Origin of the sequence: Streptomyces sp. NBC_01515, from assembly GCF_045040345.1 — a bacterium.
GTDB lineage: Bacteria > Actinomycetota > Actinomycetes > Streptomycetales > Streptomycetaceae > Streptomyces.
The window spans coordinates 6,709,945-6,729,171 of sequence record NZ_CP109416.1 but is presented as its reverse complement, the minus strand read 5'-3'; the positions used below and the strand labels follow the sequence as shown (position 1 = coordinate 6,729,171).

At 67.9% G+C, this 19,227-nt stretch carries 23 protein-coding genes and 3 tRNA genes; 14 read left to right on the top strand and 12 right to left on the bottom strand.

The window, feature by feature from the left end:
- Nucleotides 1–20: 20 nt before the first annotated feature.
- The 6 genes from OG407_RS30565 to OG407_RS30540 all read right to left on the bottom strand — a co-directional run bounded on the left by OG407_RS30565 (nt 21) and on the right by OG407_RS30540 (nt 2,244).
- On the bottom strand, nt 21–593 hold the full coding sequence (locus tag OG407_RS30565; RefSeq protein ID WP_405862849.1) for a TetR/AcrR family transcriptional regulator: 573 nt from the start codon (nt 591–593) through the stop codon (nt 21–23).
- Between the two features lie 205 nt (nt 594–798).
- The gene (locus OG407_RS30560) at nt 799–1,227 is read right to left on the bottom strand and encodes a MaoC family dehydratase (protein WP_405862848.1); all 429 of its coding nucleotides are present in this window, start codon (nt 1,225–1,227) and stop codon (nt 799–801) included.
- A 1-nt stretch (nt 1,228) separates the two neighbouring features.
- On the bottom strand, nt 1,229–1,681 hold the full coding sequence (locus tag OG407_RS30555; protein ID WP_365308688.1) for a MaoC family dehydratase N-terminal domain-containing protein: 453 nt from the start codon (nt 1,679–1,681) through the stop codon (nt 1,229–1,231).
- A 118-nt stretch (nt 1,682–1,799) separates the two neighbouring features.
- Nucleotides 1,800–1,964, bottom strand: a complete 165-nt coding sequence (rpmG, locus tag OG407_RS30550) for a 50S ribosomal protein L33 (protein WP_003948671.1) — start codon at nt 1,962–1,964, stop codon at nt 1,800–1,802.
- Nucleotides 1,965–2,052: 88 nt separating this feature from the next.
- Nucleotides 2,053–2,125, bottom strand: a tRNA-Met gene (locus tag OG407_RS30545).
- Between the two features lie 46 nt (nt 2,126–2,171).
- Nucleotides 2,172–2,244: transfer RNA gene (locus tag OG407_RS30540), tRNA-Thr, on the bottom strand.
- A 269-nt stretch (nt 2,245–2,513) separates the two neighbouring features.
- Between OG407_RS30540 and OG407_RS30535 the strand changes: the two genes are divergently transcribed.
- Complete coding sequence (locus tag OG407_RS30535; RefSeq protein ID WP_405862847.1) at nt 2,514–3,791, top strand: amidohydrolase family protein; 1,278 nt, start codon at nt 2,514–2,516, stop codon at nt 3,789–3,791.
- 143 nt (nt 3,792–3,934) lie between these two features.
- Nucleotides 3,935–4,591, top strand: a complete 657-nt coding sequence (locus OG407_RS30530; RefSeq protein ID WP_405862846.1) for an NAD(P)H-binding protein — start codon at nt 3,935–3,937, stop codon at nt 4,589–4,591.
- Between the two features lie 61 nt (nt 4,592–4,652).
- Here OG407_RS30530 and OG407_RS30525 read toward each other — a convergent pair whose 3' ends face one another.
- From OG407_RS30525 to OG407_RS30510, 4 genes are all read right to left on the bottom strand, one after another.
- The gene (locus OG407_RS30525) at nt 4,653–4,865 is read right to left on the bottom strand and encodes a hypothetical protein (protein WP_026150157.1); all 213 of its coding nucleotides are present in this window, start codon (nt 4,863–4,865) and stop codon (nt 4,653–4,655) included.
- A 57-nt stretch (nt 4,866–4,922) separates the two neighbouring features.
- Complete coding sequence (locus OG407_RS30520) at nt 4,923–5,735, bottom strand: polysaccharide lyase family 7 protein (protein ID WP_365613403.1); 813 nt, start codon at nt 5,733–5,735, stop codon at nt 4,923–4,925.
- Between the two features lie 259 nt (nt 5,736–5,994).
- Nucleotides 5,995–6,102: transfer RNA gene (locus tag OG407_RS30515), tRNA-OTHER, on the bottom strand.
- A 240-nt stretch (nt 6,103–6,342) separates the two neighbouring features.
- On the bottom strand, nt 6,343–7,245 hold the full coding sequence (locus tag OG407_RS30510; RefSeq protein WP_405862845.1) for a hypothetical protein: 903 nt from the start codon (nt 7,243–7,245) through the stop codon (nt 6,343–6,345).
- A 173-nt stretch (nt 7,246–7,418) separates the two neighbouring features.
- Here OG407_RS30510 and OG407_RS30505 point away from each other — a divergent pair, with 173 nt between their 5' ends.
- Nucleotides 7,419–8,309, top strand: a complete 891-nt coding sequence (locus tag OG407_RS30505; RefSeq protein WP_405862844.1) for a hypothetical protein — start codon at nt 7,419–7,421, stop codon at nt 8,307–8,309.
- 232 nt (nt 8,310–8,541) lie between these two features.
- Here the strand turns inward: OG407_RS30505 and OG407_RS30500 are convergent, their stop codons facing one another.
- On the bottom strand, nt 8,542–9,219 hold the full coding sequence (locus OG407_RS30500; protein ID WP_405862843.1) for an AAA family ATPase: 678 nt from the start codon (nt 9,217–9,219) through the stop codon (nt 8,542–8,544).
- Complete coding sequence (locus OG407_RS30495) at nt 9,216–9,974, bottom strand: GntR family transcriptional regulator (RefSeq protein ID WP_405862842.1); 759 nt, start codon at nt 9,972–9,974, stop codon at nt 9,216–9,218. Before OG407_RS30495 ends, OG407_RS30500 begins: the two co-directional genes overlap by 4 nt.
- A 393-nt stretch (nt 9,975–10,367) precedes the next feature.
- On the opposite strand from OG407_RS30495, the gene OG407_RS30490 reads away from it, so the two are divergent.
- From OG407_RS30490 to OG407_RS30440, 11 genes are all read left to right on the top strand, one after another.
- Nucleotides 10,368–10,637 (top strand): DUF6284 family protein, encoded by a 270-nt coding sequence (locus OG407_RS30490; protein ID WP_405862841.1) that lies wholly within the window; start codon nt 10,368–10,370, stop codon nt 10,635–10,637.
- Nucleotides 10,634–11,077, top strand: a complete 444-nt coding sequence (locus OG407_RS30485; protein WP_405862840.1) for a Pycsar system effector family protein — start codon at nt 10,634–10,636, stop codon at nt 11,075–11,077. Before OG407_RS30490 ends, OG407_RS30485 begins: the two co-directional genes overlap by 4 nt.
- Nucleotides 11,074–11,940 (top strand): protein spdB, encoded by an 867-nt coding sequence (locus OG407_RS30480; protein WP_405862839.1) that lies wholly within the window; start codon nt 11,074–11,076, stop codon nt 11,938–11,940. The genes OG407_RS30485 and OG407_RS30480 overlap by 4 nt, the downstream gene beginning before the upstream one ends.
- A gap of 73 nt (nt 11,941–12,013) precedes the next feature.
- The gene (locus OG407_RS30475) at nt 12,014–12,331 is read left to right on the top strand and encodes a hypothetical protein (protein ID WP_405862838.1); all 318 of its coding nucleotides are present in this window, start codon (nt 12,014–12,016) and stop codon (nt 12,329–12,331) included.
- 2 nt (nt 12,332–12,333) lie between these two features.
- On the top strand, nt 12,334–12,636 hold the full coding sequence (locus OG407_RS30470) for a hypothetical protein (RefSeq protein WP_405862837.1): 303 nt from the start codon (nt 12,334–12,336) through the stop codon (nt 12,634–12,636).
- A 58-nt stretch (nt 12,637–12,694) separates the two neighbouring features.
- The gene (locus OG407_RS30465) at nt 12,695–14,827 is read left to right on the top strand and encodes an FtsK/SpoIIIE domain-containing protein (protein ID WP_405862836.1); all 2,133 of its coding nucleotides are present in this window, start codon (nt 12,695–12,697) and stop codon (nt 14,825–14,827) included.
- A gap of 204 nt (nt 14,828–15,031) precedes the next feature.
- Entirely contained in the window at nt 15,032–15,526 is a 495-nt protein-coding gene (locus OG407_RS30460) for a hypothetical protein (RefSeq protein WP_405862835.1), read from the top strand.
- A 21-nt stretch (nt 15,527–15,547) separates the two neighbouring features.
- The gene (locus OG407_RS30455; protein WP_405862834.1) at nt 15,548–16,222 is read left to right on the top strand and encodes a MazG-like family protein; all 675 of its coding nucleotides are present in this window, start codon (nt 15,548–15,550) and stop codon (nt 16,220–16,222) included.
- 91 nt (nt 16,223–16,313) lie between these two features.
- On the top strand, nt 16,314–17,228 hold the full coding sequence (locus OG407_RS30450; RefSeq protein ID WP_405862833.1) for a bifunctional DNA primase/polymerase: 915 nt from the start codon (nt 16,314–16,316) through the stop codon (nt 17,226–17,228).
- The gene (locus OG407_RS30445) at nt 17,225–17,578 is read left to right on the top strand and encodes a hypothetical protein (RefSeq protein ID WP_405862832.1); all 354 of its coding nucleotides are present in this window, start codon (nt 17,225–17,227) and stop codon (nt 17,576–17,578) included. Before OG407_RS30450 ends, OG407_RS30445 begins: the two co-directional genes overlap by 4 nt.
- The gene (locus OG407_RS30440; RefSeq protein ID WP_405862831.1) at nt 17,575–18,987 is read left to right on the top strand and encodes a phage/plasmid primase, P4 family; all 1,413 of its coding nucleotides are present in this window, start codon (nt 17,575–17,577) and stop codon (nt 18,985–18,987) included. The genes OG407_RS30445 and OG407_RS30440 overlap by 4 nt, the downstream gene beginning before the upstream one ends.
- The last annotated feature ends 240 nt before the right edge of the window (nt 18,988–19,227 follow it).

Genomic DNA, 19,227 nt, shown 5'->3' with positions numbered 1-19,227 from the left:
AATCCGCCCTTTGCCCGCTACTACGACTTCTCCAGCCGACCGGTGACACGGGCCTCCGGATACAACCCTTCCCAGACCCGGTGCTCGGGCGGAAAACCCATGGCCGCAAGGGTGTTGATCAGCATTCCGTACGCCATGAAGGTCGTGGTCTCCTCGACATCCGCCCCCAGCGGCAGATGCACGATCTCCCAGAGCTTCATCCAGCCGTTCCGCACGACCTCGCCGAACTCGTGGTCACCCTCCGCCTCGGCGGCGGCCACGGTGATGTACGTCTGCATCTGCATCTGGAGCTTCTCGGGATTCTCCGTGATGAGCCGCACGTAGGCGTCGGCCATGGCATGCAGGGCATCCTCGCCCTCCAGCCCCTCGGCCGCCTCCTCCAGCGCCTGGCACACGTCCGCCACGCACCGCAGCGAGGCCGCCGCGAAGATCGCCTTCTTGCCCGGGAAGAGCCGGAAGAGATACGGCTGCGAGACACCGACCCGCTTGGCGATCGCCTCGGTGGAGGTGCCGTAGTACCCCCGCTGCGCGAACTCGGTGATCGCCGCGCGGACGACGCTCTCACGCCTCTCTTCTGCGCTCATCCTGACCATGCGAGAAAGTTAGTACTCAATCACTAACTACGTCAAGGGGTACCGCGCGGCGGGCTTCCAGGGAGTGGCGCGACGTTCCGCGCTGTGACACGACGCACAGGCGGGACGGCTCCGATACTGGCCGGCGTCACTGCCGGTGACCGAATCGGCCCGGCCGACCCATGCGTAAGGGGCGCCCGCAATAGCGGACGCCCCTTACCTCAGCTCACGCCAGTCGTACGACCGCTCGTGACATGCCCAGCACCTTCTGGCCTGCGCTCATCGCCACCAGGTCCACGCGGACCGTGTTGTCGTCGAGCTTGGCGGCGACCTTGGCGCTGACCTCTACGGTCGCGCCCTGGTCGTCGTTCGGGACGACGACGGGCTTGGTGAAGCGCACGCCGTACTCGGCGACCGCACCCGGGTCGCCGGTCCAGTCGGTGACCACGCGGATCGCCTCGGCCATGGTGAACATGCCATGCGCGATGACGTCCGGGAGCCCGACCTCCCTGGCGAACTTCTCGTTCCAGTGGATCGGGTTGAAGTCCCCGGAGGCGCCCGCGTACTGGACGAGGGCGGCGCGGGTCACGGGGAAGGTCTGGGCGGGCAGCTCGGTGCCGACCTCGACGTCGTCGTACGCGATCTTCGCCGTCATGTCAGTTCCCCTCCGCCGCGCGGGCCACGAGCTTGGTCCAGGCGGTCACGACGTGCTCGCCGGCCTCGTCGTGGACCTCGCCGCGGATGTCCAGGATGTCGTTGCCCGCCATCGACTTGATCGCCTCGATCGTGGAGGTGACCGTGAGGCGGTCGCCGGCGCGCACGGGGCGGACGTAGACGAACTTCTGGTCGCCGTGCACGACGCGGCTGTAGTCGAGGCCGAGCTGCGGGTCCTGGACGACCTGTCCGGCCGCCTTGAACGTGATGGAGAAGACGAAGGTCGGCGGGGCGATCACATCGGGGTGCCCGAGCGCCTTGGCGGCCTCCGGGTCCGTGTACGCCGGGTTGGCGTCGCCCACCGCCTCCGCGAACTCGCGGATCTTCTCCCGGCCCACCTCGTAGGGGTCGGTGGGCGGATAGGTCCGCCCCACGAAGGACTGGTCGAGCGCCATGGCCCGGTACCTCCTGATGTTCCTGCTGCCGTGTGGCCTGGCATGTGGCCTGCTGTGTGGAGAACGACGCGAGGCCGCCCCCAGACTTCGGGGACGGCCTCGTGTACGAGCCTGATACTTATCGCGTTTCGCGATGCGCGGTGTGCGCATTGCAACGCGGGCAGTGCTTCTTCATCTCAAGACGGTCCGGGTTGTTACGCCGGTTCTTCTTGGTGATGTAGTTCCGCTCCTTGCACTCCACGCAGGCCAGCGTGATCTTCGGGCGGACGTCGGTGGCAGCCACAGGAGTGCTCCTTGACGAACGGATGGGACTATGAACGCATAACAGAGTAGCCGATCGAAGGACCGACCCCGCAATCGGCTACTGTCAGTAGCGGTGACCGGACTTGAACCGGTGACACAGCGATTATGAGCCGCTTGCTCTACCGACTGAGCTACACCGCTGTGATGCGATCGGTTCCCATCTTGCGACGAGAACCTTTCACACCAGAGCCCCAATACGGAATCGAACCGTAGACCTTCTCCTTACCATGGAGACGCTCTACCGACTGAGCTATTGGGGCGAGCGATGAAGACATTACACGCTCGGCGACCGTTCGCCCAAATCCGTTTCGCGGCCCCGCTCCAGCCGCTTCCAAGGCCCTCCCAGAGGCCTCAGGGGCCCCTCACGTATGGGGGACCACACCGGTACGACTATTGCGCTCCTCCCGGCCGTGAGCGGATCACCGCCCTAGGCTCGACTCACTCTGCGTGACCTTGCGCCCCTTTGCGCAGTCCCCAGTCCTGAGCCCCGAAGCCCCGAGCCCGCGAAGCCCTGAGCCCCTGGAGCGCGATGCCCGACAGCCAGCCCCAGCCGTCCCCCTCGTCGTCCGGCCCGTCGGGTTCCTCAGGCTCGTCGGGACCGGCCGACCCGGCCGCGCTCCTGCTGTGCGGGGCCCGGCTGACCGACGGCCGGACCGTGGACGTACGGCTGGGCGGCGGGCGCATCGAGGCGGTCGGCACGGCCGGCAGCCTGGCGACGGACGCCACGCGCGCGTGCGGCGCGCGCGTGGACCTCAGTGGCTATCTCCTCCTCCCGGCCCCGGCCGAGCCGCACACGCACAGTGACACCGCCCTGTCGGCCGAGAACGGCGGACCGGTCTCCTACGACCCCCAGGACGTCCAGCGCCGCGCCACCGAGGCCGCCCTCCTGCAACTCGGGCACGGGGCGACGGCGCAGCGGGCACACGTGCGCGTGGGGGACGTTCAGGGGCTGAGCGCGCTGGCCGCCGTACTGCAGGCGCGGCGGGCGCTGCGGGGGCTGGCGGAGCTGACGGCGGTGGCGATGCCCCGGCTGCTGACCGGGGTGGCGGGGGCGGACGGGCTCGCGATGCTGCGGGACGCGTTGAAAATGGGTGCCTCCGTAGTGGGCGGTTGTCCAGATTTGGACCCCGATCCGACGGGGTACGTGGAGGCCGTCCTGGAGGTCGCTTCCGAGCACGGCTGTCCGGTCGACCTGCACACGGACGCCGCCGACCCGACCCGCCTGGCCCGGCTGGCGGCGGTCGCGGGCGGGATGCGCCCCGGGGTGACACTCGGCCCGTGCGGCGGCCTGGGGCGGCTGCCTGCGGACACGGTCACGCGGATCGCGGACCAACTGGCCGCCGCCGACGTGACGGTGGTCTGCCTGCCGCAGGGCGGCTGCGGCGGCGTCGACCGGCGGGGCACGGCTCCCGTACGACTGCTGCGCACGGCCGGCGTCCAGGTCGCCGCGGGCAGCGGCGCCCTGCGGGACGTGTCCAACCCGGTGGGCCGCGGGGACCCCTTGGAGGCGGCCTACCTGCTGGCCTCGCGGCACGGGATGCGGCCCGAGGACGCCTACGACACGGTGAGTTCGTCGGCGCGCTCGGCGCTCGGTCTGCCCGAGGTCCGCGTCGAGGCGGGCTTTCCGGCCGAACTGCTCGCGGTGCGCGGCGACCGGCTCGCGGGCGCGCTGTCGCTGGCGTACAGCCGGATCGTGGTGCACCGGGGGCGCGTGGTGGCACGGACCAGCGCGGTGCGGGAGTACTGCAACACGGCGGCGGGCTCGGAGTTGGGGCTGCCCCGGCAGGGACGGGGCGAGTTGTCGTGAGCGGCTGTCGTCGCGCCGGGGCGTACGCCTGAGGCGCCATGGCTCGGGTCCGCGCGCCCGGCGCGTCCGTCGCGGGTGTGCGCCGCTGGGACGCGGCTGAAGTCATGCGGCGCGTGCGGCCGTCCGGGCGTACGGTCGAAGGCATGCGCATTGTCATCGCTGGAGGTCATGGTCAGATCGCGCTGCGGCTGGAGCGCCTGCTCGCCGCGCGCGGTGAAGAGGTCGCGGGCATCATCCGCAACGCCGAACAGAGCGACGATCTAAGGGCGGCCGGCGCCGAACCGCTGCTGCTGGACCTGGAGTCGGCCTCGGTCGAGGAGGTCGCGGCGCGACTGCGGGGCGCGGACGCGGCGGTCTTCGCGGCGGGCGCGGGCCCGAACAGCGGCACGGCCCGCAAGGACACGGTGGACCGGGGTTCGGCGGTGCTGTTCGCCGACGCGGCGGTCCTGGCGGGCGTACGGCGGCATGTCGTCGTGTCCTCGATGGGCGCGGATCCGACGCACTCCGGGGACGGCGTCTTCGACGTGTATCTGCGGGCCAAGGGCGAGGCCGACGCGTACGTACGCGGCCTGGATGCCCTGGACTGGACGATCCTGCGCCCCGGTTCGCTCACGAACGACGCCGGCACCGGGCTGGTCCGGCTGGAGGCCCACACCGGTCGCGGCGCGATCCCGCGCGACGATGTGGCCGCCGTACTCGCGGAGTTGGTGGAGACCCCGGCGACGGCCGGCCTGACGCTGGAACTGATCGGCGGGTCCGCGCCGGTGTCGGTGGCGGTGAAGTCGGTGGCGGGGAACTGAGGGTCTGAGCAAATGAGGATCTGAGCAACTGGGGTTCCCCGGCGGCGGGGTGGGCCGCCGTTCAGAAGAGTGGCATCTGGCCGGGGAACTCCGGGACCACGTATCCGTCCAACGCGGGCTGGGCCGCCCCGAGTTCCGCCTGGCGGCGGGACCCGGGGCACGACACGAGGTCCCCGCTCTCCCGGGCGCCGGGCGGATCGTGTCGCGCGAACCGGCCGGCCACGACGGCGATTTCACGACGGCACTCGGGGCAGCTTCTGCGGCGAGACGACATGGGATCAGTCTGCCCCGCCGCAGGCCGGGTCGGCCGTCGAGGCTCGCTCAGGCGCGTTCAGCTGTGGGCGACGGTGAGGCCGTAGAAGGCGACGCGGGCGCCCTTGGTGGTGCTGTCGGAGGACGACTGGTTGTACGAACCCGCCTTGAAGTACTGCTTGTAGGCGTTGAAGGACGACGGGATGGCGTAGTGCGTGGTGCTCCCGTTGACCGTCAGGTTGATGGTGTTCCCGCCCGAGACGCCGATCGTGTAGCTCCACGTCTTGCCGACCGACACGTTGCCCACGGTGTGCAGGGTCTGGCCGCCGGAGGGCGAGTTCTCGGTGCCGAGGACGATGTCGCCGCTCGACCGGTAGTACAGCTCCAGCAGCGGCTTGGTGGACGTGCCGCCGCTGCCGAGGTGGATCTGGCCGACGCAGACGTTCGAGGTGACGGAGACGACCCGTAGCGTCGCCTTCATCGTGTGGGTGCCGCTGAGCGACCAGTCGGCGGCGCTGCCGCTGCGGTTCATCTCCCGCAGTTCGGAGCGGGCGTAGTTCGAGTTGGGGGTGGTGACGCCCTTCTCCGGCGCCCAGAAGGTCATCGCGCCGTCGCGGGTGTCCGTGTAGAAGTACGAGTCCTGGAAGCCGTTGGCCCCCTGGAGGCGGGACGACGAGATCGTCGTGGGCGAGCCGGGGGAACCGATCGGCTCCTGGAGCTGCCACACCCCCAGGTCGAAGTTCCCGCCGGGCGCGACGGAGGGGTCGGCCAGGGGGGAGGCGACGACGTGGGCGGCGCCGGTACTGCCCGACGCGGCGGGCGCCGTGAGGGCGAGGCCGCCGGTGACGGCGACGACGGTGGCCAGGGAGGTGAGCAGCGTACGCATGCGCATGGGGGGTGCCTTCCTGTCTGCTCTGTGGACTCGACTCGGTTGGCGGAGCGAGCGTTCACGTGTATGAACTTTATGTTTCAACGTGAACGCGGTGTCGCGACAGTAGGGCTGTGGCACGGGCACGTCAAGGTTGGCGGCAGGGCGGAGGGGGCCGCGGGGATGCCTCGGGGGCGGCTTCGGGATGCCTCGGGAAGGCCCCGGGAACGACGAAAGGGTCTGTGATCAGCATTGCTGCTGATCACAGACCCTTTCGATCATGTGGCGGCGCCAGGGTTCGAACCTGGGTAGGCTAAGCCGGCAGATTTACAGTCTGCCCAAGATCACACACGCATAGTTCCCTTGACCTGCGAAAACATTGGCGTTCGCCTCAAATCTGCTTCCTGCCGTCCACACCTCGTCCAGAGCTGCACTGAACGCGATCTAGAACAGGCACAGACGCTCCAGACAACCGCGCAGGCCATCCGGCACCACGGCCGTTTGCGTGCGGGTTCACAGGTGCCCGCTGACACTGGTCACCCGTTGACTCCTGGCCGCGAGACCACGAGGGCACCTAGAGCACTCCGGCTACAGGCGCCGATCAGGTCAACCGCCGCACCCGAGAGTGACGTCATCCTGCAATCGCGTGCGCAGCCTGCTCCCCGAGAGCCATGACCATGCCACCCAGCGCGGACCCGGCAGCGGGCGCAATCGCTGCGACAAGTCGGTCAGTCAGTCGACCAAGGCGTCCGCGGTCCGGAGCGTCGGCTGCAGTCTCCGCCTCAAGCTCCTGGGCGATCTGCTCGACCTCAACTTGCTGATCTTCTCCCAGACCATAGGAAGCAATTCCCTGACGGGCCACGTTAGCAAAATGCGCAACGCGGGCCAATACTTCGGGATCGATCCCAGAAGTATTGTTTTGAGTGAAGTCGGACTGAGTCCCGACTACGACATTCTGCGAACCATCAATCCTAACGTTAAACGTCGGACCATTACTTGATGGCGGATTCAGAAATTCCGACACTGCTTTCCCGCTTTCCGCACAATCTAGGCCTTTAGGTGTAAGAAAAGGCTGCAACAAGTGATCGGTCTGGTCGACCTGAACACCTTGAATAAGCCCATTTGACAGCATGTACGAAAGAGCCCTCAGAACTTCTTGGCCACGGAAGGGAAACCCCAGATACTGGTCCTTTTCCGAGGAATGAAAATCCTTTGTGCTTTCGGGTCGAACATCTTCAAGATAGTAGTCGTAAAGCCACTGCACCAACCCCAGACGCAAAGCCTCCATTCTGGCTGGACCGTTACGCCTCTTCGCGCGCAGTTCAGTGACCACGTGGAGCCCAAGGGGAGTGATTTTATAGTCACCTGCCATAGATGCCATCTCAAGCAAACCAGATTGCTGCAACCGGCGAGCTGCGGCACCCCAGTCGTCAGGCTCAAAATCGGACCAAACATCTACTGCTCTATCAAGGTCGCGTTCCGCCTTGTCGTACACGTACTCCAGAATCGCAAAGTCTTCGTTCACAGAGGGCACGTGACGACTCTACCGCGCCTCCCTTGACGTTTGTCGATGTCATTATCGCATGCGGCACAGGCGAGCCGCAGATGGTTACGCACATGAATGCTTTGGCCAAGGCTAGCTTGACATTCTTCCATCTCGTGTCTACCTGAGTATGATTCAACCCCCACTTCGCTCCGGGAGATGTCATGACCGACCAGACAGGCAAGACGAGTGTGCGCGAATATCTGTACGTCGACACAGCAAGGGTAAGAACCCTTCTCGCACAGCTTTCTTCCGGCTTGCCAGAGGAACGGAATTCAGAGCGAACGCGACAGTGGACTGTTTCACTGACCGGACTCGACGGCCCTCAGCATGACGAAAGTTCACGCCACCAAGAAGTACGCTCCCTGGCCGATCTCCATGTTGCAATGCTAGAAGACGCAGCCGAATACGCTAACATATTGCTGGATGTTACCGAGATCTCGAAGAAACCAAAGAACTGGAATCGTGGGCGCATACATAAAGCCCTCAATCCAGGGTCACTCATCAGAATTACGGCTCCGACATCCACTATCTATCCAGCATCATTCGCGACATCAGCAGCAGCATTCGACTCATTGAGCGACGATAATACTTTCTCTCAGGACGTCGGCAAGATCGTGCGAGCAATGTATGGAGAACACCTGACACTCCGCGTTTACCCTTGCGGGGAAGAAGGTTGGGAATATCAATACTCCGGAGTTATTTCTGATCCAGGAGGATATCTTGCCGGTGAAAAGTCGGTCCTATTTTCTCGCCTCGGAGCAGACCCTCAGACGTGGACAACAGTAGCAACAATCAGCAGGGTTCCAGAACGGGATCACATCGCTCCTACCGTTCGATTCGAACAAGTGATGGCAACTCTGCAGGTTGCGCTTGACAAGGGCGAGATGAACCGCCGAATCCTTGAGAAGATGATTCAAGAGGCCAACAGAGCAATGGAAGGGATGGGGCTGAGCGAAGCTCCAACCTGGCCAGCAATTTCAGTTATCCCGATTGCCGTGTATCGAGAAGTTAAACCCTCGGCCATCACTCCAGAATTGGAACTTGACGACTGACCGATCCGCCTTCACAAGTGTTCAATGGAACGCCTGCGGAAGGGTCTCGCGAAATCTGGCGTACAGGTCACACTGCCCCTAGCTCAACCCGGCTCACACTGAACAATGGAAGACGCGGATACGACTGGGCACTGGGTCTAGCTGGGCAAGTGGTAGACGGTGGCGCGGCAGCATACCGCGCCACCACAGGTGGCGAAAGCTCCGCTGTCGGGGGTACCTGAAGGAATCAGGCCTACTTGCGGCGCCCTTCCAGCACCTCAATTACGGTCGCAGGCTCGCCGCCGAAGAGGACGTGCGGTTCGTCCGACACAGGAGGTATGAATCGGGTGCGGTAGCGCTGGAGGTCGCTCTCGGAAAAGTAGACCGAGTTGGGATCGTGCTCATGGTCCTCGTTGCGCTTGTTGATCCTTGACCAGAGTTCATCGTGACTTGCTTCGAGGTAGACGAGTAGCGGAGTTGCGCCGGCATCGGTTGCGATGGTTCGCCAACGGGTGCGGTCGTCCGGAGTCCAGAAGCCATGGTCAACCACAACATCGCGCCCCGCCATGAGGTATTCGCGAAGTTCAACCGCGACATCCTCAAGAACCGGACGCTCAAGAGTGGGGAAAGTGCCTCGCGGAAAGTCGACTCCGTAGACGCCATGTCGGCGGTACATCTCTTCGTCCGGGCACAGCCGTACGAACCCGCGATCTGTGAGGACGCGGGAAAGGGTGGTCTTGCCGGAGCCGGGGAGCCCGGCCATCAGGACACAGAACGGTGGACGTGGTGGCATCGGTCTCGTCATGGTCTGGGAGATGACGGCCATCTCCGCTTCGGCTTCGAGCGTGATTGTGCCAGCTCTGCGGGCCGTGAGCAGCGACCCTAGGCGCTCTTCGAGCACGTTCATGAGCGTGTCATCCATGATCGTCATGAGGTGACCTCGGATTCTGTGCGCCATGTGCGGCCCGGGCCCCCCAGGTCCACGCCGTATTCCACGATGCTTCCTTCACTGTTCACGAACTTTGCCGTCATCACGACCACGGGTTCCGCCTGGGGGCTTTCGGGGCTCAGCTCCAAGAGTTCTACGTACTCCGGCGTCAGTAGGCGAGCTGAAGCCGTGTCGATGCGGTGACTGATCGGGTGACCGGTCGCCTGAGCAATGAGCTGGAGTGAGGTCCCTCCCGTAAGACGCTCGCTCGCCGCGAGTTGGGGGATCAACTTCCCGTACCGCGCGGGAATCCATGACGTGCTGTGGGCGACGATGCCGTGACGGTCGCGGTACACCCGGCTCCGGCGGATCACGTCGGAGCCGGGTTGAATGTCCAGCGCTTGAGCCACTTCGGCGGGGGCCGGCACTACAGCCGCCTGATGCGAGTCGGACCTTTCGCCTGCTCCCCAGCTAGACCCGGTACGGCGTCCCCGGTCCTGGCGTTGCGCCCCGGAAGACATCGGCCCGGGCTGGTCTAGGACCTCCGTCCCGATCCCGTGGATCCCGCGCACAAGACCCTCGTTGCGCAGCTTACGCAGGGCCTTTTCGGCTGTCGCGGTGCTCACCTTCCACTCTTCCGCGAGGTTCTTGATGCTCGGCAAGAGGGTGCCCGGCTCTAGCTGACCAGACGTAATCAGCTCCGTGTAGTGGGCGGCAATCTTCGCGTACGGGGCCCGATTGTCGGCCTGGCCTGCCATGTCACTCGCTCCCTGTGGTCGCTTCCCTGAGGTTCCCTACCTTACCGCTTGACACCGCAGGGAACCCTAGGGAACCCTAGGGGTGTGCCCGGAGGAAAGCCCCGCAAGGGGTGAGTACGAAGTGAGCGCGCATTGGTTGACAACTCAACAGGTGGGCCCCGTCTCCCCGAGTCGAAAAGACGGCCGCGCGGCCTGGTCCGCGCACGTTTCACAGCCCCGGCATCCATGCCGTGAGGGCGCGGGACCGAATCCCGCCCGGGGCCACTGCGACCGCCGCTCAGCGGTCACGCCGCGCGCCTCGCGCGGCTCTCCCCCCAACGGCGCGCACCCCCGGAGGGCCAACTCCGGGGGTGCTGTTCGGGCCGTTCACCCTTCGAGAGGAACCACGACCCAATGAGCAACATCGTCACTGTTCAGGACGCTGTTACCGCGTTCGCCGAATGGCTTGAGCCCACCGACGCGGAACTGGACGCGATCGAGCAGGAGATGCCCGTCATCCTCGCGGACGTCGACCTGCTCGACGCACAGATCATCACGCTGGACCGCACCCCGTCCGAGCTGGACGCGCAGCGCATCCGCCGCGCCCGGCGCCGCCTGCTCACCGCCTACCGCGAGCAGGCCAACCGCACCGCCGGCGCGACGCTGCCGGAGGTGGGGGCATGACCACCGAGCAGAATCTGACCGCTGCGCACGCTGAGGTGAAGGCGGAGATCGCGCGGACCGACAACAAGACCGCCCTGTTGCTGGCGTTCGTCGGCGCGGTCCTCGCCGGCGCTTGGACCATCGCGAACGGCCTCCCCCTCAGCCCGCCCGTCCTGGTGGTCGGCGCGCTCGGCATGGGGTTGCTGATCGGCGCGGCAGGGCTGTTGCTGCGCTCGGCACGCCCCAACCTGAGCGGCCGGCACGGCTTCCCCCTGTGGGCCACCCTCACCCCCGAACAGATCACCGACGCCGTATCCGGTGACCTCGCTGCCGACATCGCGGGCCTGTCCCGTCTGGCGGTCGCCAAGTACACGGGCCTGCGCCGCGCGGTCGACCTCACCCTCACCGGCGGCGCCCTGCTCATCCTCGCCGTTGTGATCGCGGTGGGAGGTGCAGCATGAGGGCCAAGAACGCAAAGACCGTGCTGCCCGCCGTCGCCATGACGGCGGTATCCATGGTCCTCACCCTCGCCGTCGTCACGATGTGGCTCGGCAGCGCGATGCCGTGGCTTGTCGCCCTCGTCGTTGGACTCGGGATCGACGGCGGATGGCTCGCCACCCTCGCCTACGAACGGCGCCTGGCCGCGCAGGGCGACCACTCCCGGGTCGTCACGGGGGTCGGCTGGTGCTTCGGTGCCATCGCGGCCGGCGTCCTCGTCGCCCACGCGCTCACCGCTGAAGCGTCCTCCGGGGCGTGGCTGGCGGTGGCCTGGCTGCCGATCGCGGCCAAGGCCCTGTGGCTGGTCCATGGGATGTGGGAGCGGACCGCGCTCACCCCGACCGCGCTGGACGCCATCCGGGGCATCCAGCAGGAAGCCCGTGACGAAGCCGCCGTCGCCCGTGCCCGGTTGCGGGCGGAAGCGGCCACGGAGACGACGCGGTTGACGGCTGTGACGCAGGCGGGGGCGAGCGTCGCCCGGGTGCAGGCGCGGACCGCCGGGAGTCTGTCGCGTGCGTGGTCGACGCTGGAGACCGCCCGTCAAGGCGAGGACACCGGCAGGGCGCTGACCAGCGTGACGAGGCCCGTCACACCCAGCGTCACAACCCAGTGGGAGCTTCCCGTGTGGGGACGCTCCGAGCCGGTACCGGCCCTCGGTTGGGCGCCGCCTGCACTGTCCGACGCTGAGCTTGACGGCCTGGTCGACGAGATCCGCCACAGCGAGACCCCCGCCCTGTCGTATCGCGAGATGGCCATCCGCTTCCGGGCGGCCGGCCACTCCGCATCCGAGGTCCGCCTCCGCGCCGCATGGAAGCGGGTCGCCTGATGTCCGCCGCGTTCGGCATGTGCGTCCTGTGCGCCTACCCCACCAACACCCCGGCCACGGAAGGGAGTTGACCGTGTCCAAGTCCGAGATCCGCCGTCTGGACCGTGAGATCCAGAAGACGCAGAACAAGCTGGAAGCGGTCCGCAAGGGCGAGTGGTGGCCGTTGAACGGCTCGGAGCGCCGGGCCATGGCCCGCGCCATCGCGGGCGGCTCCTACCAGGTCGTACGCGGCAAGAACCCGGGCCGTGCCGAGCGGCAGATGGAAACCACCGGTTCCGCTGCCGAGTCCCGGCTGAACGCCGAACTGACCGCCCTGCACTCCGAGAAGCAGCGGCTCATCACGGAGGCCGCCCGCGCCAAGGCCGCGAAGAAGGCGTCGGGGTGGTGGTGAGCGTGAACCAGCAGCGTTGCCCTGCCGCCCACCCGCAGGACCCCACCCCCTGTGACGGGCCGCCCGCCGTGACCGTGCTGGACCCGGCGGGCGACGGCGCGGACGGGTGCGAGCACCACGGCGCCCGACTGTTGGCCTCCCTGGACGGGGGCCGCGTCTACCCCCTGCCCGACGCCCCCGAGGGCGCCGCCATCCGCGTGTTCAAGGCCGCCGACACGACCCGCCCCTTCTGCTGGTTCGACGGCCCCCGTAGCGAGCCGTCCCAGCTCAGCCACGCCGAGAACCGCAACCGGCACCAGCACTGACCCCCGCGCCTTTCCTCGAACTCCCGCCCCGCACAGGGCAGTCAGGAGCAGTTCCCGCATGTCCGAGAACGTCGTACGCCTCCTCAAAACCCCGCCCACCGGCGATATACCGGAGGTCGCCCCCACGGTGCTGACCGTGGTCCCCGACGCCCCGCCGACGCCCCTGGTCCCCCTGTGGGTGCGCTCCGGCCGTGCCGTGAAGACTGCGGTCACCCACGAGAACACCAAGGCCGCCGCCCGCGCGGTCGCCCGGCACAGCCTCTACACGTTCAACGGCGGGCGGATCGTGGCCCGCCGCACCTGGGACGGCAAGACCGGCGCCCGCTACGAGCGGATGATCCGCGCGGCGGAAGCCGCGGGGAACCTGGAGCTGGCGGAGGAGTGGGAGGAGCGGTTGCAGCGCTTCCGCGCCGCCCGCCACCACCGCCGCATGGACCTGCTCCACTCGCCCGTGGAAGCGGCCAAGGGCGTCGGGGTTGGCGCCGGTATGGGCGTCGGGGTGCTGGTCGCGCTCGGGGTCGTGATGGCCATCAACACCAAGAACGTCGGCGACGTCATCACCCCGTTGAAGGCCACGATCGACTTCATCGCGACCCTGATCCGGATCGTGCAGATCATCTGGCCCACCGCAGTCGTCCTCGGTCCGCTGTTCGCCCTGCTCGCCCTGTGGGCGGTCGGCAGCAAGCAGCAGGCCGCACCCCAATGGGCGCTCCCCGCCAACACCCGCAGCAGCGAGGGTGAGCCGATCACCCCGTCCATCGTCGTCAAGGCCCTGCGCGACCTGGGCGTGCCCGCCCTGCGCAACGCCATCAAGGAAATGGGCGACGCCGGCGCGGCGATGCTGGGTCCGATCCGGATCGCCGGATGCGGCGTGGAAGTCGACGTCACCCTGCCCTCCGGGGTCTCGACCAACGAGGTACAGAACAAGCGCCGCAAGCTGGCAGAGAACCTCACCCGGCACGAGCACGAGGTGTTCATCACCATCCCGCAGGCCGCCCGCACCGTACGGTTGTGGGTCGCCGACTCCGGGGCGCTCGATGAGCCGATCGGCCCCTCGCCGCTGGTCACCGACGAAACGATGACCGCCGACTACACCAAGGGCAAAGCCCCCTGGGGGCAGGACCTGCGCGGGGACGCCGCGGCCCTGAGCGTGTATCAGCGCCACCTGCTCATCACCGGCCTGTCGAACCAGGGCAAGACCGTCGCCCTGCGCTCCCTCGCCCTGTGGCTCGCGCTCGACAAGTCGGTGCAGTTCCTCATGGGCGACCTCAAGGGCATCGGCGACTGGAAGATGTTCGACGGCGTGGCGACCACGCTGATCCAGGGGCCGACCGACGAGCACGTCATCCAGGTGACCGAGATGGTCGAAGGTGCCGTCGACGAGATGAACCGCCGCCTGATGGCCCCGCCCGGCACCGTGTTCCCGGCCCTGATCGTGCTGGTCGACGAGGCGCAGGTGGCGTTCATGTGCCCGCTCAAGGACGACGAGGGCCGCTTCTACGGCGGATCCAAAGCCACCTCCCGCTACTTCATGGCCGTCCGCAAGATCCACAATCAGGGCCGTGCCGTGAACGTGCTGATGTGGCAGGGCACCCAGGACCCCACCGACCAGAACCTGCCCAAGCTGGTCCGCGAAGGGGCGCACACGCGTGCCTCGCTCGCTCTCGGTACGGAGTCGCAGGCGCGGATGGCGCTGGGGGACAAGGCCGTCGACGGGGGCGCCGCGCCGAACCTGCTGCGCCCCGGTCTGGATCAGGGAACCCTCGTCGTCGCCTCGTCGGGCATCGACATTCCCAAGGGCCAGTCCTCGATCACGGTGCGCACGCACTACGTCGACGACGACGCGGCCGAAGCCATCATCGAGCGCGCCAAGGCTCTGCGCGACGGAGTCACCACGCTGACCGTCATCGAGCGCGGCGAGGACCGTGACCCGCTCGCAGACATCGCGTCCGTGGTCGGTGACGCCTCCCGGGTCCTGACCCAGGACGTGCTGAAGCGGCTCGCCGCGCTGAATGCGGACGCCTACGGGAAGTGGTCGTTCCTCGACCTCAAGCGCGTCCTGGACGGCACCGGAGCCGAGCCGTACAAGTCGGATGGCCGCATGGTCATCGGCCGTGACCGCCTCGCCCGCGCCCTCGCCAACCGCGACGACGACACCAACGGCGAGGGTTCCGCTTCCACTGCCGGATGACAGGGAGCCGCACCCGGGCGGGTCAGGGAGGCAGGGAGAAGTCCCTAAACCCCTCCCTGACCCGCCTCCCTCCTCCTGACCTGCACAGATGATCGTTCAGGGAGGCAGGGAGGACCCGCAGGCCAGACCCCGAAAACCCCCTCCACAACGCCCCCGCAAGGGGGTGTCCCTGCCTCCCTGACCCATGTTCGGAAGGGATTCCGCATGTACCCCGAGACCACCCCGCAGGACGCCGTGATGAGCGACGCCGAAGCGGCTGCCGAAGCCGCGCGGATCATCGCGGACGCCTACCGCCCCGCCCCCGAGACGCCGACGTCCTACCGCGACCCGAGCCCCGTGCCCGCCTACGGCAGCACGCCCCCGGTCGCCCAGCCGGGCACCCCGCCCATGTCTCAACGGGCCGTGGACGCCTCCCGGCTGATGCTCACCGCCGGACTGTCCACCGTGCCGCCCGGGCTCATCGCGATCGGCGTCCTGATCGCCTCCCGGCACGCCGATCCCACCGTGATCGGCATGATCTGCGCCGCCCCCGCCGCGATCGCCGTGCCCATCCTCGCCATCGCCCGCCTGATCCGCAGCGCCGGCGAGGCCGCCCCCGACACGCACCACCACCACTACACCGGCCCGATCACGCAGGAGCACACGACCACCCACACGCGCGGGATCTTCGCCCGCACCCACAACGACCACCGCAACTAACCACCCCGGGAAGGGACTTCCATGAGTGCTGTTCTGTGGCCCGTCACAGCCCGCATCGTCACCGCCCTGAACACCGCCAACGGCACCAGTGAGCACGAGGCCGCGATGCGGCTGATGAAGGTCGTTGAGGAGGCGGGCGAGGCATCCGCCGCGTACATCGGGATGACCGGCCAGAACCCCCGCAAGGGCACCACCCACACCGCGGCGGACGTGGCCGACGAACTCTGTGACGTCATCATCGCCGCGACCGTCGCCCTGCACGCCTTCACCACCGCACCGCCCGCCGTCCTAGACGCCAAACTGCATGCCGTCGCCCGCCGACTCGACACCGCCGCACCCCAGCCCACCGCCGACAGCGAGCCCGTGACCGGCGAGACCGTGCCGGAGTGGCCCACCGCGAGCGAGGCCTACGCCGACGCTCCGCACCCCCGCGATGAGTTCGACTGGCTCATCAGTCAGGCCCACCTCGGCAAGCGGGACCGGGAATGGTGGCTGCGCCGCGCCGCCGTCGTCGACCGCCGGAGCGCCCACATCCCGCCCGACCACCACCTGCGCGACGAACAGGCCCTGGAACTGGCCCACTTCCTCATCGAACTGGACGGCGCGACCGTCGCCGGCGACCCCCGCACCTACGTCCGCCAGCAGTACGCGGCATGGCGCCAGCAGGAACAGCAGCGCCCCCGCACCGCCGCCTAGCTGCGCCAAGGGCGGCCCCCACCTCTCGCCAAAGAACGCGGGGCCGCCCTTGCCCAACCAGCCCTCAACAGACCTGTTGGAGGTCTCCAGCATGACCCATGACGCCCGATCCGCGCTGCTGTGCGCAGCGCTGGACGCCGCCGCGCGCGGCTGGCACGTCTTCCCCCTCCGGCCCGGCACCAAGCGCCCCGCGCTGCACGGCGAAGCCACCTGCCCCCGCGCCGGCGCCTGCGTGAACGGTCACCGGAAGTGGGAGCAGCGCGCCACCACCGACCCCGACCGCATCCGTGCGGCCTGGTCGCGTGCCCCGTTCAACGTCGGCATCGCCACCGGCCCGTCCGGTCTGCTCGTCGTCGACCTCGACATGCCCAAGGAGCAGAACGTCAAGGGCAGTTCGGACGCGCCTTGCGGCGCGGCAATCTTCGCAGCGCTCTGCGAGCGCGCCGGCCATGCCGTCCCCGACACCTACCGGACCCGGACCGCGAGCGGCGGACAGCACCTGCACTTCACCGCCCAGGACGGGGTGCGGCTGTCCAACACGGCGGGAACCATCGGGGAGTTGGTCGACACCCGCGCATGGGGCGGGTACGTCGTCGCCGCCGGCAGCATCACCCCCGCCGGACACTACAAAGCCTTGAGCGCCCCCGTGACGGCCCCTGTGCCCGCATGGCTGCTGAGCATCCTGCAACCCGCCCCCAGGGCCGTACAGGCGCCCTCAGGGCCCGTAACGACGCAATCCAGCTCATACGCTGACATCGCACTCGAAAACGAGACGCGGAACGTGGCGTCGGCCCAACAGGGCGGGCGGGAAGCCTCGTTGTTCCGGGCGGCGCGCGCCCTGGGGCGGCTGATCGCGTGGGGCGACCTCCCCCGGCACGTGGTCGAGCAGGCTCTTCAGGAGGCGGGGGAGTCGACCGGACTCACCGCCGCCGAGTGCCGCTCCACTCTCCGCAGCGCACTGAACTGGTCCATCGCCCACAACCAGAGCAGGCGGAATGCGGCATGAACACCCCTCCCCGCCCCCGCCTGAAGAGCCTCACCCCCACCCCGGACGGCCCGATCCCCGCCGAACTCGCCTCGCCACAGGCGGACTTGGGCGACTCGAAGGGCGTCGCCGAAGGCGTCCCCACTGCTGTTGTCCCTGACCAGCAGCGGGGAGACGGCCGGTACCCGATCGCGTGGCTGACCATCTGCACACCGTACGGGGCCACCCCGACCGCCCGGTCGGCGTGCCTATGCGGCTGGGACCGCCGCGCGTTCGGCGCGCGCAAGGTGCTCGCCCTGATCTCCGAGCACGCCGGCCATCGCGACACGTGCCCGCTGCGGGCCCCGCAGGAAGGGAGGACGGCCGCATGATGAACCGCCCCGACACCCAGACCGAGGAACTACCCCCGCCCTCCAACCCGTTGGCCGTGGCACGCCGTCTGCTGCCCGACTGGCAGAGCGAGGACGGCAAACTCGTGTTCCGGCGTTGGCGTGCCTCGTGGATGCGCTGGACCGGTACCTGCTGGCGCGAGATCGACGAGGCCCAGATCCGCAAGGCCATGTACGAGCGCCTCGAACACGTCGTCTTCCTGGCTCCGACGAAGGACGGGGAGACCGAGGAACGCGACTGGGCACCCACGAAGCAGAAGATCAGCAACCTGCTCGATGCGCTCGGCTCCATCACCCTGGTACCCACCGACACCGACGCCCCCTCGTGGATCGACGACCAAGGCGCCCCCGAGCAGGACCAGGGCCTGATCGTGGCCTGCGAGAACGGCCTGCTACGCATCCACGACCGCGCCCTGCTCCCGCACGGACCGGGATTCTTCAACCTCGGCTCCGTGCCCTTCGCCTACGACCCCGCAGCGCAGGCACCGACCTGGGAACGCTTCCTGGCGCAGGTCTGGCCCGACGACGCCGACGCCATCGCCGCACTCCAGGAATGGTTCGGCTACGTCCTCTCCGGCCGCACCGACCAACAGAAGATCCTGCTCATCGTCGGCCCCTCCCGCTCCGGCAAAGGCACCATCGCCCGCGTCCTGAAGACCCTCGTCGGAAAGGAGAACCTCGCCGGCCCCACCCTCGCCGGACTCGGCACCAACTTCGGACTGTCCACCCTCGTCGGCAAGCCCCTCGCGGTCATCTCCGACGCCCGCCTGTCCGGCAACGACAACAGCCAAGTCGTGGAACGGCTGTTGACGATCTCCGGTGAGGACACCATCGACGTCGACCGCAAGTACCGCGAGGTGTGGACCGGGAAACTGCCCACCCGGCTGATGATGCTGTCCAACGAACTGCCGCACTTCGGCGACTCCTCCGGGGTCATCGCCAAACGGTTCGTGCTGCTCAGCATGCGGTTGTCGTGGCTGGGCAAGGAAGATCCCACCCTCGTCGACCGCCTGACCGCAGAGATGCCGGGCATCCTCAACTGGGCCCTGGACGGCCTCGCCCGACTCCAACGCACCGGACGGATCACCCAACCGCAGTCCAGCCGCGAAGCGGTCACCACCATGCAGGACACCGCCTCACCCACCAGCGCATTCGTCCGTGAGCGCTGCACCACCGGACCCACCTGCACGGTCCCCGTAGACGCACTGTGGACCGTCTGGCGCGAGTGGGCCGAAGACAACGGCGTCCGCGCCGGCACGAAGCAGGTGTTCGGCCGCAACCTGCTCTCCGTGGTCCCCCAGCTCACCCTCACCCGCCCCCGAGAGGGCGACACCCGCGTCCGGACGTACACCGGAATCACCCTGCGTCCCTTACCGGACGCCCCCGCGTAGAGCGCCGCCGACATTCCGCCGGGTCGCGGACCATCGCGGACCACCGCTGCTGACCTGCGCATTCACCCAGCCCAAAAACACGACCATCGCGGACCACACCCCTTCAAGTGGTCCGCGATGGTCCGCACAACAAATCCAATAAAACCGCTGGTCAGCAGTGGTGGTCCGCGATGGTCCGCGACCCACAGCATTGTGCGGCCAACCACATCCCGCCCCGCCTCGCCCTCTCCTCACCCCAGG

What these genes read in the sequence shown, in the direction of transcription:
- OG407_RS30565 (WP_405862849.1), bottom strand. Translation starts at nt 593, where the DNA reads ATGGTCAGGATGAGCGCAGAAGAGAGGCGTGAGAGCGTCGTCCGCGCG.
- OG407_RS30560 (WP_405862848.1), bottom strand. Translation starts at nt 1,227, where the DNA reads ATGACGGCGAAGATCGCGTACGACGACGTCGAGGTCGGCACCGAGCTG.
- OG407_RS30555 (WP_365308688.1), bottom strand. Translation starts at nt 1,681, where the DNA reads ATGGCGCTCGACCAGTCCTTCGTGGGGCGGACCTATCCGCCCACCGAC.
- OG407_RS30535 (WP_405862847.1), top strand. Translation starts at nt 2,514, where the DNA reads ATGCCCGACAGCCAGCCCCAGCCGTCCCCCTCGTCGTCCGGCCCGTCG.
- OG407_RS30530 (WP_405862846.1), top strand. Translation starts at nt 3,935, where the DNA reads ATGCGCATTGTCATCGCTGGAGGTCATGGTCAGATCGCGCTGCGGCTG.
- OG407_RS30525 (WP_026150157.1), bottom strand. Translation starts at nt 4,865, where the DNA reads ATGTCGTCTCGCCGCAGAAGCTGCCCCGAGTGCCGTCGTGAAATCGCC.
- OG407_RS30520 (WP_365613403.1), bottom strand. Translation starts at nt 5,735, where the DNA reads ATGCGCATGCGTACGCTGCTCACCTCCCTGGCCACCGTCGTCGCCGTC.
- OG407_RS30505 (WP_405862844.1), top strand. Translation starts at nt 7,419, where the DNA reads ATGACCGACCAGACAGGCAAGACGAGTGTGCGCGAATATCTGTACGTC.
- OG407_RS30500 (WP_405862843.1), bottom strand. Translation starts at nt 9,219, where the DNA reads ATGACGATCATGGATGACACGCTCATGAACGTGCTCGAAGAGCGCCTA.
- OG407_RS30495 (WP_405862842.1), bottom strand. Translation starts at nt 9,974, where the DNA reads ATGGCAGGCCAGGCCGACAATCGGGCCCCGTACGCGAAGATTGCCGCC.
- OG407_RS30490 (WP_405862841.1), top strand. Translation starts at nt 10,368, where the DNA reads ATGAGCAACATCGTCACTGTTCAGGACGCTGTTACCGCGTTCGCCGAA.
- OG407_RS30485 (WP_405862840.1), top strand. Translation starts at nt 10,634, where the DNA reads ATGACCACCGAGCAGAATCTGACCGCTGCGCACGCTGAGGTGAAGGCG.
- OG407_RS30480 (WP_405862839.1), top strand. Translation starts at nt 11,074, where the DNA reads ATGAGGGCCAAGAACGCAAAGACCGTGCTGCCCGCCGTCGCCATGACG.
- OG407_RS30465 (WP_405862836.1), top strand. Translation starts at nt 12,695, where the DNA reads ATGTCCGAGAACGTCGTACGCCTCCTCAAAACCCCGCCCACCGGCGAT.
- OG407_RS30460 (WP_405862835.1), top strand. Translation starts at nt 15,032, where the DNA reads ATGTACCCCGAGACCACCCCGCAGGACGCCGTGATGAGCGACGCCGAA.
- OG407_RS30455 (WP_405862834.1), top strand. Translation starts at nt 15,548, where the DNA reads ATGAGTGCTGTTCTGTGGCCCGTCACAGCCCGCATCGTCACCGCCCTG.
- OG407_RS30450 (WP_405862833.1), top strand. Translation starts at nt 16,314, where the DNA reads ATGACCCATGACGCCCGATCCGCGCTGCTGTGCGCAGCGCTGGACGCC.
- OG407_RS30445 (WP_405862832.1), top strand. Translation starts at nt 17,225, where the DNA reads ATGAACACCCCTCCCCGCCCCCGCCTGAAGAGCCTCACCCCCACCCCG.
- OG407_RS30440 (WP_405862831.1), top strand. Translation starts at nt 17,575, where the DNA reads ATGATGAACCGCCCCGACACCCAGACCGAGGAACTACCCCCGCCCTCC.